Origin of the sequence: Puia sp., assembly GCF_035546395.1 — a bacterium.
GTDB lineage: Bacteria > Bacteroidota > Bacteroidia > Chitinophagales > Chitinophagaceae > Puia.
The window spans coordinates 520,364-533,985 of record NZ_DASZXR010000002.1 but is presented as its reverse complement, the minus strand read 5'-3'; the positions used below and the strand labels follow the sequence as shown (position 1 = coordinate 533,985).

9 protein-coding genes are annotated in these 13,622 nt (G+C 55.7%); 6 read left to right on the top strand and 3 right to left on the bottom strand.

Annotated features, from left to right (window positions below; translation table 11 throughout):
* Positions 1-17 precede the first annotated feature (17 nt).
* The gene (locus VHE34_RS03390) at positions 18-320 is read left to right on the top strand and encodes a hypothetical protein (protein WP_325584589.1); all 303 of its coding nucleotides are present in this window, start codon (positions 18-20) and stop codon (positions 318-320) included.
* A 23-nt stretch (positions 321-343) separates the two neighbouring features.
* On the opposite strand, the gene VHE34_RS03385 is transcribed toward VHE34_RS03390, so the two are convergent.
* Complete coding sequence (locus tag VHE34_RS03385; protein ID WP_325584587.1) at positions 344-2,752, bottom strand: TonB-dependent receptor domain-containing protein; 2,409 nt, start codon at positions 2,750-2,752, stop codon at positions 344-346.
* 182 nt (positions 2,753-2,934) lie between these two features.
* Between VHE34_RS03385 and VHE34_RS03380 the strand changes: the two genes are divergently transcribed.
* From VHE34_RS03380 to VHE34_RS03370, 3 genes are read left to right on the top strand one after another with little or no spacing between them, the layout of a single operon-like run.
* A complete protein-coding gene (locus VHE34_RS03380; RefSeq protein ID WP_325584584.1) occupies positions 2,935-4,089 on the top strand; it encodes a sensor histidine kinase in 1,155 nt (384 codons plus the stop codon).
* Positions 4,082-4,858, top strand: a complete 777-nt coding sequence (locus VHE34_RS03375; RefSeq protein WP_325584582.1) for a response regulator transcription factor — start codon at positions 4,082-4,084, stop codon at positions 4,856-4,858. Before VHE34_RS03380 ends, VHE34_RS03375 begins: the two co-directional genes overlap by 8 nt.
* 57 nt (positions 4,859-4,915) lie before the next feature.
* Complete coding sequence (locus VHE34_RS03370) at positions 4,916-5,749, top strand: SRPBCC family protein (protein WP_325584580.1); 834 nt, start codon at positions 4,916-4,918, stop codon at positions 5,747-5,749.
* On the opposite strand, the gene VHE34_RS03365 is transcribed toward VHE34_RS03370, so the two are convergent.
* Positions 5,735-8,083, bottom strand: coding sequence for an ABC transporter permease (locus tag VHE34_RS03365; protein WP_325584578.1), 2,349 nt, complete (start codon positions 8,081-8,083; stop codon positions 5,735-5,737). The genes VHE34_RS03370 and VHE34_RS03365 overlap by 15 nt on opposite strands.
* 198 nt (positions 8,084-8,281) lie before the next feature.
* On the opposite strand from VHE34_RS03365, the gene VHE34_RS03360 reads away from it, so the two are divergent.
* Positions 8,282-9,280: a YncE family protein gene (locus tag VHE34_RS03360; protein ID WP_325584576.1), complete on the top strand. Its 999-nt coding sequence runs from the start codon at positions 8,282-8,284 to the stop codon at positions 9,278-9,280.
* Here VHE34_RS03360 and VHE34_RS03355 read toward each other — a convergent pair.
* Positions 9,277-10,638, bottom strand: a complete 1,362-nt coding sequence (locus tag VHE34_RS03355; protein ID WP_325584574.1) for a metallophosphoesterase family protein — start codon at positions 10,636-10,638, stop codon at positions 9,277-9,279. The two genes, VHE34_RS03360 and VHE34_RS03355, sit on opposite strands and share 4 nt — an antisense overlap.
* A gap of 229 nt (positions 10,639-10,867) precedes the next feature.
* Between VHE34_RS03355 and VHE34_RS03350 the strand changes: the two genes are divergently transcribed.
* Positions 10,868-13,597 carry a TonB-dependent receptor gene (locus VHE34_RS03350; protein WP_325584572.1) on the top strand — a complete coding sequence of 910 codons (2,730 nt, stop codon included), beginning with the start codon at positions 10,868-10,870 and terminating at the stop codon, positions 13,595-13,597.
* Positions 13,598-13,622 lie beyond the last annotated feature (25 nt).

Genomic DNA, 13,622 nt, shown 5'->3' with positions numbered 1-13,622 from the left:
TTCCACCATTACTTCTTATGACAACGGAATATTTTGTCATTTGCCGGCTTCGTACTGCCGGTGGTTTTGAAGCGTACGGCAATTTCAGCCTCGGCGGGGACTGTGACTTCGCGACGGAGTTGTTTGGAAAACTGCGGGGTTGCCACTTGCCGAGAGAGACCGATTCGCTGCATCTCGATCTCGTCGAGTCCCGCAACGGTATTCCTACAAACCTCCAGGTCATCAGTTGTACGGCGGACGAGATCGCCGCCAATTGTAAGGTGATAACCAAAGAGATGTTCAAACGGCTGAACCTCGAGCAGGAGAGCAGAGCCGGGTAAGCTTTGTTTGACCATCCTTGCATTTATAAATTCACCCGCCGTTGTTCTTCGGAGCTGCCGCCGTCGTGCCGGCGGTGTTGTTGCTTTGCTTTGCCGAAGCGGTAGTTTGCCGTGATGGTCAGGTAGCGGGATTCGGGAAGGTTGTCGGTGCGCAGGAAGAAGGCGGTGGCGTCGGTGATCTGGCCGGGGCGAAAGACGTGGAAGGGATCGCTAAGGTTTAGCGTCAGGGTCGCCTTGTCGTGGAGAAGCTTCTTATTGACCGCCACGGAGTTGTTCCATACCGGGAGATGGTGGATGCGGATGCCTTCCATCCAGTGGGTGAAATAGTTGGCGCGGAGATCGAGGCTGTACCCTTTGCCGAGCGGGAACTGGTTGTTGAAATTGAGTTTTGCACCGGTGAGATGATCCACGGGGTAGCCGGTGTTCGCGGGGTCTTCGAGCTTGGCGTTGATGAACACGACGGACCAGCTTGCGTTCCACCATTTTGTGAGGGCCTTGTTGAAACTGAAGTATAAAAAGATGTTCCGGCGGAAGGCTACGTTCGTCCGGGTGAGGATGGTGACCAGGCTGTCGCCCTGGCCGGTGGATTGGTAGACCCGCGCCTGCAGGTTGTCTCCGTGATACCAGACCAGGCCGACGTTGAACTCCGAGCGGTAGTGGTATTCGAACTGGATGACGTTGCCGAAATCGGGTTGCAACGCCGGGTTACCCTGGCGGACGTTGTAGGCGTTGATGACGTAGCGAAAGGGATTCAGGTCGAGGTAGCTGGGGCGGCCGATACCGCGGGAGTAGCTGAGGGTGAACGAGTGTTTGTCATTGGGGGTAAAGCCGGCATAGCCGGTGGGAAAGATATTGAAGTATTGGTGGCGGAAATTGCCGCCCTGGACGAGTTCGCGGCCTTTTGCGATCGTCTGTTCGCCCCGCAGGCCGAATTCTATGCTCCATTTTTTTGATAGTTGCCGGGTAAGATTTATATAGGCGGCGTTGATGTTCTCCGAATAGATGAAGTGATTGTTTAGCGGGATATCGGAGTTCCAGCTTTTTTGCAGGGAGTCATACTGGACATATTGCGAGTTATTGTCGGTTCGGACATAGCTGGACTTTATCCCAGCTTCGAGCTTTGTGTCCTGATCCTTGCCCTGGGGGCCGATGGGCTGGCTGTAGTCGGCTTTGAATGCTGCGATATCGATGTCGGAGGGGAGCGATCCATTCAGGCCGTAGGAGTCCTGAACGCCGGGCGAATGATAATGCAGGTAATCTGCATCGGTGGAGAGCTCGCGGCCGCCGCCGAATTTCTGTTGCCAGTTGAGATTGACTCCGGGATTTGTGACGGTGTTGCGGCTTAGAGTGGGTACGGGTTGTTGTTGGATCAACTGCTTGCTGCTGTCTAACAAGTTGACGAAGCCACCGGTGATAGAATGATTGTCGCTGAAGAGGCCTTGCAGCTGGACACCCAGCGAGGTATTTTTTGAGAGTTGGTAATCCAGCGCCAGCTGAGGGGTGTAGGACCGGGAGCCGGTGATGGTGGAGGTGGTGTACTGCTGGTACTGGGTGAACGGCTGGCCATAGGCGGTGCGGAAAGACGATGTCGCCTGCTGACCGTTGTACGTCTTGTTGTCGGAATAGCCTATGGTGAAATTCACATTTACTTTGCTCTCGCGCCAGTTGAGCATCAAGTTGTCGCGCGTCTTGAAATAGTAGCCTGCTATTGTGCTGGCCGTGACGCTGCCAATGAGGCCATCGGCCTGGTTCTTTTTGAGGAGGATATTGATCACGCCGCCGCCGGTGGCGGCATCGTAGCGGGCGGATGGCTGGGAGATGATCTCGAGGGCTTCGATCGAGCCGGCGGGGAGGCCGCGGAGGTAGTTGAGGAGATCGATACCGGCCAGGTAGGTTCTTCTTCCGTTGATATAGATCGTGGTGCCGGGTCTTGTGACGAGCCCGATGGTATTGTGCAGATAATCCACTTCGATGCCGGGGGAGCGTTCGAGGACCTCGAGGGCCGACATACCGGGGGTGAAGAAGGGGGAGGACCCGACGTTGACGATCATCCTGTCGAGCTTCCATTCGACGAAAGGCTTTTTTGTGATGACGGATACCGCCTCGAGGTTTGTGGCGGCGGGAGCCAGGACGACGGTGAGTTGCTTTGAACCGGCGGAGTCGAGATGGATCGGGTCGCTGGTGTAATTGGCATACCCCACGGAGGTAATGGACAGGAAATAGTTGTTCGCGGGAATCCGATCGAGGGTAAAGCTGCCGGTGTGGCCGGTGACTGCCGAGCGGATGACGGAGGAATCTTTTTGGCGGTGTACTAAAACGGTCGCGGCCTCGAGAGGTTGGCCTTCTTTGTTCCGAACGGCGCCCGTAAGGCGGGATTGGGCGAAGCCGGGGAGGGATGCGGCGACGCACAGGAGCAGGAGGATGGGGCGCATATTTTTTTCAGCAAATGTTTTGTTTATTCTTTTTGGTTTGCCGGGATTTCCACCGGGAGGGGGTGAATGGGGAGATATACTTCATTGCAGGGGACGGGCTGCATTCGTCCCCAAATGCCGTCGATTGGTGGAAATTGCGGTGGTTATTCTACAACCGATGAAAGGAATTGCTAATTTCAGGTATGCAACGGCTTCCTTTCCTCTACTCGGACATTTGGACCTGGCGACTTGCCCGGCACCTGAGTTTTTGGGTGGTGGCATCGCTCGGGTTGGGATTGCTGGGACTGGGGATACGGCCGTTGTTCGGGGTGGAGATAAGTCCCGGTGCCTTCAAGGAACATGTGCTGCAACCCTTGTTGTATCTGCCGGGCCAGGTCTTCCTGGTCTATACCCTACTCTATTGGGTGATCCCCAGGTTCCTACTGCAGTCGAAATACAGGCAGGCGGCCCTTTGGGCAGTAGTCCTGACGGTACTCGGTGGGTTTATTGCCGCCATCGCCGATATCCTGCTGCATAACTCTTTATACGAGTGGGTCACGAATCGCAATATTTCGGTTGTGATGAAGAATGGCAAGGTCGTGAACTTCCCACTGGCCCAGCAGGAGAATTTGTGGCAAAGCCTGCCTTACGGATTCCTCTTCGCGCTCCGCGCGATATTGAATGTGGCCGGCGCGGCCGCCGCGCTGAAGCTGGCGAAACATTGGTATGAGAAAGAATACCTCAACAGCGTGCTTCAGCGGGAGAGGCTGGATGCGGAGCTGCAGTCGCTCAAGGCGCAGCTGCATCCGCATTTCCTGTTCAATACCCTCAACAATATCTATTCGGCGACTGAAAGCACTTCGCCCGTTGCTTCGGGTATGCTGGTGCAACTATCGGCGTTGCTGAGGTATATCCTTTATGAATGTGACCGGCCGCTGGTGCTGCTTTCGAAGGAGCTGACGCTGATTCGCGATTATATCGAGCTGGAACGGGTGCGGTATGGATCGCTGGAACTGAACACCCGACTACCGGCCGAGACCAATGGGTATGCGATCGCACCGTTGTTGCTGCTACCGCTGGTAGAGAATTGTTTTAAGCATGGGACGAGCCAAATGATGGACCAGCCCTGGGTGAGTATCGAGGCCGAGGTAGATGGTGGGCGACTGGCGGTGAAGCTGATCAACGGGAAACTGCCGGGTGGCGAGCTTTTTTCCGAGGGAATCGGGCTGACCAATGTCCGCAAGCGGCTGGATTTGCTGTACCCGGACAGGCATGAGCTGAGCATTCTTTCGGAGCCAGATCTGTTCATCGTCAATTTGAAGTTGGAACTTGTGAATATAAATGCCGCTCATGGATAACGGCTTGCAACGGATCAAATGCCTTGTCGTTGATGACGAGCCGCTGGCGCGGGAGGTGCTGGTGCGGTTTGTCGGCCGCGAGCCGTCGGTGCACTTGACCGGCGAGTGCGGCAATGCGGTGGAGGCGTTGAACCTGTTGCGGCAGCAGCCGGTGGACCTGCTTTTCCTGGATATCCAGATGCCTGAACTGCTGGGAACCGATCTTCTCCGCATCCTTCGCAACCCGCCGAAGGTGATATTAACGACGGCATACCCGGAGTTCGCGCTGGAGGGGTTTGAGCTGGATGTGGTGGACTATCTTTTGAAGCCGATCCAGTTCGAGCGGTTTTTGAAGGCGGTTCATAAGGCTTCGTTGTTGATTGGTGTTAGCTCTGGGACGGCGGCATCATCTGCGGCGGGCTTTGTTGCAGCGGGCCCCGCGGCGGCGCCTGACCGGGTGGGTGATCCGGCGGAGGGATGGCTGTATTTTCGGACCGACCGAAAGATGGTGAAGGTGATGCTGGAGGATATCCTTTATATCGAGGGGATGAAGAATTATATTAAGATCCTGACGACGCATGGGCTGGTGATCACCAAACATTCGATGGCGGCGGTGGAGGCGATGCTGCCAGCCTCCGGCTTCCTGCGGACGCACCGGTCGTACATCGTCTCCCAGTCAAAGATCAACTCCTATACGGGGGAGTTTATCGGTATCGGGGAGGTGGAGATACCGATCGGGAAGCTGTATAAGGAGGGGGTAATGAAGACTTTGCGAAAATACCTGCAATAAAATTTGTTTTGTAACCTAAAAGTTACCTATATTTATGTAACTTTTAAGTTACTTATTATGCTAAAAGACAGCTATCAGAAAACTATCTGCACCGTCGATATCGAGGTGGCGAAGCCGGTTGCCGACGTGTTTGCGCATGTCCTTGACTTTGCGAATTGGTGGCCGGAGGATTTTGTGGGACCGGCATTGCAAGCGGGGTCCGAGTTCATCTTCCGGATCGGGGATTCGCATTATTCAACCAACCAAGTGATCGAATACGTGCCGAATGAGAAAATTGCGTGGATCACCACTTCGAGCCGGCGTTCGACGGACGATTTTGACTGGACGGGAACGAAGATGATCTTTGAATTGACGCCAAAAGGCGATGGCACTGTCCTGACCTACACGTATGATGGCGTAGTGCTGGAGGATGAGTATGACAGGCTGCAGCAGATCTGTGATGTGTGCATTAAGAAGATGTTCTATGAGTTTGTTTCATCCTTTTCGACCCAGATCGAGGTGGCGGCGCCGGCTTCCTTTGTTTTCGAGCGCATTACGCGCGATGTTGCTAAATGGTGGGGGTTCGACGACCTTTCGGGAAGCACCATGAAACCGGGTGATGAGTTTGTGATCAACCATCCCGGCACGCACTATTCCAAACAACGGTTGGTGGAGGTCATTGCGGATAAGAGGGTTGTTTGGCTTGTTACCGACAGTACGCTATCCTGGTTGAAAGACCCGGAGGAATGGACCGACTCGAAAATGATCTTTGAGCTGAGCGCCAACGGGGAGGGCACTGTGCTTCATTTTACGCATTCAGGGCTTACCCCGGATAGGGAGAGCTATGCGCGCTGTTCGGAAGGCTGGAATATGATAATCCAAAAGAATTTGGCCCATTTATTCATTTCGTAAATTCTTCGCCGGGTTCTCGGTTGCGGTCCTCGCGCCCTGCAAGCCTACGGTGGCCAGTGCGATGAAGAGGGCGATGGCGCCGCCCAGTGCAAATACCGGCCAATTGAGCTGCACGTGCCAGGTGATGTTATTCAGCCAAAGTTGCAAGGCCCAGGCGGCGACGGGCACTGCGAGGACGAGGGCGATGAGGACGGGGCGCAGAAAATCCACCGAGAGCAGGAAGAGCACCTGGCGGATGCTTGCACCGAACACTTTGCGGATGCTCATTTCTTTGGAGCGGCGTTCGGCCACGAAGGCGGCGAGGCCGATGAGTCCGAGGCAGGAGATGAATATCGCCATGCCGCCGAAGATGGTGGCGCAGGCGCCGTAGGACTTCCATTCCTCGAAGCGCTGCCGATAGTCCTCTTTTGTGAAACTATAGTCGAATCCATGTATCGGATCGAGGGTTTTGACCACCTGGCCGATCGAGGCGATCGTCTGGCGCCAGTGGTCGTCGTTGGCGATGCGGACGAAGAAATGGCCGCTGCCTGGTGCTTCCTTGTATAAATAGATCGCCATGGGGGCGATGATACCGGAGGGATTATTGAAGACAAAATTCTTTACCACGCCGATGATGGTGCTGCCGCCGAGCTTCTGGCCTACGACGGGTTCTTTCAGGCCGAGGCGCTGGATCGTCGACTGGTTAATGAGGCAGGCTGAAGTGTCGGTGCCGAAGGCGGGGTCGAAATCGCGGCCTTCGGCCAAAGACAGACCGGCCGTCTTTGTCCAGTTATAGGCGACGGTTGTGACGAGGATGGATATCTCATGGCCGGGGACTTTGCCGGGCCAGTCCATCCCGGTGACCCCGGCGCCGAAGTTCAGCAGGTCGTCGGTCCCTGCCGAAACATTTCTTACCCCGGGGAGTTTGTGGAGCTGATCGGCGAACAGCTGGTATTTTGCTCCCAGTACAGGCGAGGCATGGACGTCGACCAGGTTTTCCTGCTCGTAGCCGATCGGGCGGCTTTCGACATAATCGATCTGCTGCCAGACGACGATCGTCCCGATGATGAAGAGGATGGCGACCCAGAACTGGGTCGTAACCAGGGCCCGGCGGAGGAGGGCTCTTTTTTTGCCGATGGTAACCGCTCCTTTCAGCACTTTTGCGGGCCGGAAGCGACTCAGGAAGAGGGCGGGATAGCTGCCTGCGATGAGGCCGGTGAGTAACCCGATGGCTATGAGGCCGGTCCAAACCCGCCAATTGAGGCCATCGAAGTGGATATTCGCATGCAGATACCGGTTGAACACCGGGAGAATGGCCTGGGAGGCGAAGATGGCGACCAGGAGGGAAAGAAAAGTGATCGTCAGGGCTTCGCAGAAGAACTGCGCCATCACCTGCCGGCGGGATGCGCCCATGACCTTGCGAACGCCTACTTCCCTTGCGCGGACTTCGGAGCGGGCCGTGGCGATATTCATGAAATTGATGCAGGCGATGACCAGGACGAAAAATCCGAGGATCGCGATCATTGAAACCACGTAGATCGCACCGCCTTTTTGTTTGCCGTTATTGAACCCCGAATGGAGGTGGAGACTTGCCATCGGCATGGCGAAGGTCGTCACGGTGGTGTCATTGCTGCGGGTCTGGAGCATCGCGGTGGCCTTCCGATCGAATGCGGTTACGTCTGTGCCCGGTTTGAGCTGGACCCAGGTCTGGATGCGATTGTCGTCCCATTTCCTGAGCCAGGTATTTTTCCTTTCAAAGGCTTCGAAGGGCCGGATATATTCGAACCGGATGCTGCTGTTGGCGGGTGCATCGCGGACGATCGCCGCTACCCTTACCGGGACGGTGTCGTCGATGATGAAGGTGGCGCCGAGCGCCTTATCGTCCCCGAAGAGATTTTTAGCTGTGGTTTGCGTTAAGATGATGGCCTGTGGGTTCTTCAAGGCTTGCGTGGGGTCGCCTACAATGGCGGGGAAGCTCATCATGTGAAAGAAGCCGGTATCGGCATAGAGGCCTTGCATGGTCAACTGCTTGTCGCCGAGGTGAGCGATGGTCCAGGCGCCTGCTTCCCGGGAGCTGTTATCTACTTCGGGGAGTTGGGTTCGCAGGGCGAGGGCCATGGGGCCGGCGCTGGTCCGGCCGGTGGAGATACCGTCAGCTTCCTTTTGATTTTTCATCAGCAGGTAGAGGTCGGCGATGTTGTGGTGGAAGCGGTCGAAGCTGAACTCGTCGACCAATAATAGCATCACGAGAATGCTGGTGGTCAGGCCGAGGGCGAGGCCGCCGATGTTGATCATGGCGGAGGACTTGTGTTTGGCGAGGTTGCGCCAGGCGAGGATAAAGTAATTTTTTATCATATGAGATCAGCGAGTTGGTGTGTTGTGTGTTCTAAAGGTGTGCCAAGAGTTGAATGTGTTGATTATCAGGTGGGGTTGTTGTGAATGATCGGGGGTGGCTGTTCGGAATCGATACGGGCGGTGTCCGAAAGTTATCAAATGATTAATTGGGCCGGACTCCCGAATGCATCCAGTTTCGGCGGGTATCATTGTCGCATTATGAAAAAACTATTCCTTTTATCGCTCAGTGCCGGGCTGGCGCTGGGCAGCCTGCCTTGCTTTGCGCAGCAATATGCTTTTGACAAGAAGATCTCGTTACCCGGTGATGGGGGCTATGATTATATGGCCGTTGACGAGGCCAATCATCATCTTTTCGTTTCGCATGGAACGGAATTCAATGTCGTTGACCTGGCCACTGAACAGCCGGTCGGGGTCATCAGCGGGATGAAGGGCGTGCATGGTATCGCGATCGTGAACGAGGTGAACAAGGGCTTTATCAGCGATGGGAAGGCGGGGGCGGTCGTGGTGGTCGATCTGACCAGCCTGAAGGTGATCAAGACGATCTCGTTGCCGGCTATGGACGAGGACGCCATTATTTATGATCCGGCGTCGAAGAGGGTCTTTGTGTTCAACGGGGACAGCAAGAGCACGTGCGCTATCGATGTACACAGCCTCGAGCTGGTCAAGACGATCGATCTTGGCGGAGGACCTGAGTTTGCCGTGTCGAATGGGGCCGGCCTTCTTTACAACAATATCGAGGACCTCAGCGTACTGAAGGTGATCGACTCTCGCGCTTTGACGGTGACGGGCACGTGGCCGCTGGCGCCCTGCGGCGGGCCTACGGGCATTGCCATGGATATTCCGAACCAGCGGCTTTTCACGGGTTGCCGGGGGAATAAGGGGCTGAGCGTAGTCGATGCCAAAACAGGGAAAGTGATCCAGACGCTGCCTATCGGCGCGGGTGTGGATGCGGTGATCTATGATGCGGCTCAGCGGCTTGTCTTTGTGAGCAATGGGGACGCGACGGCGACCATTATCAAACAGGAGTCGGCCGACAACTATTCGGTGTTGCAGACGTTGGCAACGCAGCCGCGGGCCAAGACGATGGCCTTTGATAAGAGGACGCGGAAACTCTATTTCAGTGCGCCGCAGTTCGAGCCGGGCACGCGGAAGGCGGTGCCGGGGTCTTTTGCTGTTTATGTCTATAAGCCGGCCTAAGGGCGGAGCATCGTGAAGCGATCGCGGATGAGGCCATCGGCGCAGATCCATCTCAGATCGAGCCGCTGGCCGGTGATCTCCAGCAAGGTGGCGCCGCCATGATCGGCATCCGAGAAAAGCATTGCCTTGTGTGGGTAGGTCACCTGATGGCCACCCAGCTTCCCGGCGGAACCGGAAACCACATAGATGGTGCCGGGGCCGCCGGGTTCCTTTATATAGGGACCGGTGGAGGGGCCCAGGACGTATTTAGTGGAGTCGAAGGAGGCATCGTCACCATAATAGCCATGCATCAGCCTGCTCCGTTCGTAGTCGTGACTGTGGCCGCAGAGAACGAGGTCGACGCCGAATCGTTCGAGAATTCGGATGAAGTTCTCCCGGATGTGCACCAGCTCGGCCTCCTTGTCGCTGTTGTGGGAACCCATCGTGAAGGGTGGGTGGTGCCAATAGGCGATGATCCATCCCCTACCCCGGCGGCGATACGCTTCGAGGTCCTTTTTTATCCATTGTACCTGGGGGCCGAGGGTATCATAGAGGCGATATTCCTTTTCCTCTTTGCCGTAGGAATCCAGCGACAGGAAATGGGCGTTGCCGAGATCATAGGAATAGAAGGCCTGCGTATTGGAGGGAACGCCGCCGGCTTCACCGTTCTGCGGGACGGTGAAATCCTGGTAATAGGCTACGCCGTGCGTTTTTTGGGCGACCGAGGCGGAGAATTCCTTGTCGTGATAGTCATGGTTGCCCGGTGCGGGGAAGAGGGGGACATTCTTCAACAGGGTCTCTTTGTAGACATTGAAGAAATTCGACTGGAACTCTGCATCGGTGCCATCGGTATAGGCGTTGTCGCCCAGCAGGATCCAGGCGTTGAGATGGGCCGTGTCGAGGGCTTTGAGGAATTGATCGCGAACTGCGCGTTGGTTGACGGAATTATTGCCGCAATCGCCGAAGGCACCGATGCGAACGGTTTCCGGGCTTCCGGCGGTTGGAAGGGTGTAGAAGTAGTTACCGCTACCGGCCGAGAGGGTGTCTTTTATTCCGCCGACGGCGTAGTAATACCGGGCGCCAGGTGTGAGTCCCGTCAGCAATACTTTGTGCTCCGTGACGAGAGAGGAGTCGTCTGTCGTTGCTGTTAGTGCATCCGGGGATTGGCCGTAACGGACGCGACTGCGGGCGGATACATCGGTGCGCCAGCGAATCAACATGGAGACGGGGGTCGCGCATTGCAGGTAGGGGCCTCTGATGAGCGACGGCATCACCCTGGGTGGTTTGCCACCTTCGTCGTCGGCGTCTTCTTTATGGACTTTCTGTGCGAAAACTGAAATGGATAGTAACAGAGCGGCGGGGAACAACGTTGACTTCATGCGGCAAACTTAATCACGATCCTATCTTTTTGACATTAAGGAAACGTCAACTGAAACTGTCCAGAGTTTGGAAAATTCCTGTAGTCATTTAAGATAAATCGCCAATATGAATTGGTGATTATGGAATCAATAATTAACGGCCAACAATTTTTTATCTCATTATTAAATCGGCATTGCCGCCTGATGCCGCCTTTGCCGGGAGCCTACATTCGCTTTCAAAATTGGCTGCATGAAATGGTTCGCAACTCTGATCCTGCTGGTATTCGTTCAATCAGGATTTGCACAGAATTCGGGCGTGCGAGGGATCATCACCGGCGCGAATCATGAACCGCTCGCCGGCGCCTATCTCTCCATCAACGGCACGCATCTCTCCACCACAACGGACGCTGAGGGTCATTTTGTGTTTCCGCGGCTCAAGCCCGGCGAGTACACGATCACCGTCGAATTCATCGGGCATAAGACATTGATCCGGAAGATCGTTGCCGGACCGGATGAGCAGGTCGATCTCAAGATGGAGCGGGGGGATGCGTCTCTGGAGGAGGTGAGGGTCTTTGGACGGATCAGCCAGGAAGAAGAGGCGGGCTCGCGGCAAAAGGAAAAACACGCCAATAATATCGTCAACGTCATCTCGGCGCAGGCGATGGAGCGGTCACCGGATATCAACGCCGCCAATGTGCTGCAACGGATGAGCGGGCTGACGATACAACGCAACGGTGGCTCGGATGAGGCCTATCCCATTGTCCGCGGGCTCGATCCGCGGTATAACAATACGTTGATCAACGGGATCAAGATCGCGGGTCCGGACGACAAGTCCCGGTACGTACCGTTGAACATCGTTCCTTCGGACCTGCTGGGAAGCATCGAGGTGCATAAGTCGCTGCTGCCTGAGATGGAGGGGGATGCGATCGGCGGCAGCGTCAATATGGTGATGAAGGATGCGCCTGACCGACCCGTGTTCAAGGTGCTGGGGTCGGTGGGCTATAGCAAGATCTTCCTTGACCGAAAATTCCAGAATTTCTCCAAGGCCGATATCCGGCAAAAGAGTCTCAACGAACGTTTCGGGCCGGAGTATACGGCACAGCCCGGCGATTTCAGCCGGAGCAACCTCGATTTCACAAAAACCCAGCCCCTGCCTAATACCGTGGGCGCCATCACCTGGGGGCGGCGTTTCGCGGACGGGAGACTCGGCGTGCTGGTCGCGGGGAATTTCCAGGACCAATACTATGGCAGCGACGCCATCTATAACCAGGCAGCGCCGAATGTGCATGCGAACGGTGCTCCCGGATTGTCGGACTATGCGAACCGCTATTTCTCGACCCACCAGATGAATAATGGGGTGACGCTGCATCTCGATTACAATCTCAATCCCCGGAATAAGATCACCCTGACCAATATTCTGCTATACACGTATATCGCGCAGGCCCGGACGATAATCGACACGGCGATACTCGGGGGCAATGGGGGCAGGACCGTTCCCGGCACAGGCCCGGTGACGACGGACTATACTTCCGTGACGAGCGGCCAATGGCTGGAGAACATCAAATTGGAAGGGAAGCATATTCTTAACAGGCATCTGCTGGCTGACTGGACGGGTGTGTTTTCCTATGCCGCGAAGCGGAGCCCGGATATGGCGGATCTGAGCCTGAACTCCAAGATCGACACGGTGCATACGACGGGGGATATCCATGGACCTTACAACTTTGTCGTTACCCCGAACTATTTCGACGATATCACCCGAATCTGGCAGCATAATCATGACCAGGATATTGACGGGATGCTGAACCTGACCTGGCGGTCGGCGCTTAGGTCAACAGGCACGCTGGAATTGAAGGGAGGAGGACTGTACCGGCACAAGACCCGGTTCAACCGGCAGGACGAATACGATCTGCGGCCCACCACGGATGCGAGTGGCGTCAAGCAGGTCTTTACCGATATCAATACCGCTGGGTGGACCGTCTACAACACCAGCGGAACCTATGACTACGACCTCAACAACTACCGGCTGCATGAAGACATCACGGCCGGCTATGGGGAAGTTAAGCTGAGCTTTCCCCGGTTGGATCTTTTTGGCGGGGCCCGGGTGGAGCATACCGATCAGGGCTACAAGCTGAACACTCCCTATGCGACGGGGATCAACGAGGTGGACAAGGATTATACGGATGTGCTGCCTAGCGTGATGGCGAAGGTGAAGCTCAATGACCGCACCAATCTCCGGTTATCGTATTTCAAGGGCATCGCCCGGCCCAACTACTACGACCTGGTACCCGCAACGCGATTCAGCGTCACGTCCGCCAATTCCACGACGGGCAATCCCTACCTGAACCACACGACCAGCGACAATTACGATCTCCGGTACGAGTGGTATCCGCGGCCCGAGGAGCAGTTGTTTGCCGGAGTGTTTTACAAGCGGCTGGTGAACCCTATCGAGAATGCGTATATCTCCGGGACGGTCGACAAGCCGCAGAACTTTGGGAATGCCACCGATTATGGCGCCGAGCTGGTGTTCACCCGGTATTTCGGGCGGATCGGCGTCACGGGGAATTATACCTACCTGTATTCGAAGATCTATTCCAACAAATCCTACTATAACCTGGTGACGGGCTATTCCAATCCCGATACGCTGCAAAAAAGAAGTCTGCAGGGTCAGACCGATCATACGCTGAACCTTTCCCTGTTGTATAAGGATACCAGGCGGGCAATGTTCGCCGAGCTGGCCTTTCAGTACATTGGCAAGTCCATTTCGGTCGTGTACCCGATCTACGGCTATGATTATTACCAGCAGCCGCAGGCGAATCTTGCGTTCTCGGCGGAAAAGGGGTTGCACAACCGGCATTTTACCCTGTTCACCAAATGGAACAACCTGTTGAACACACCTTATAAGGCGCAGATCAACGACCTGCTGGTGCAGCGGGAGATCACAAAGTTCAACGCCAGCATCGGGTTACGCTATTCCAATTGACGGTCCCGGCCGGGTCATTCGCATT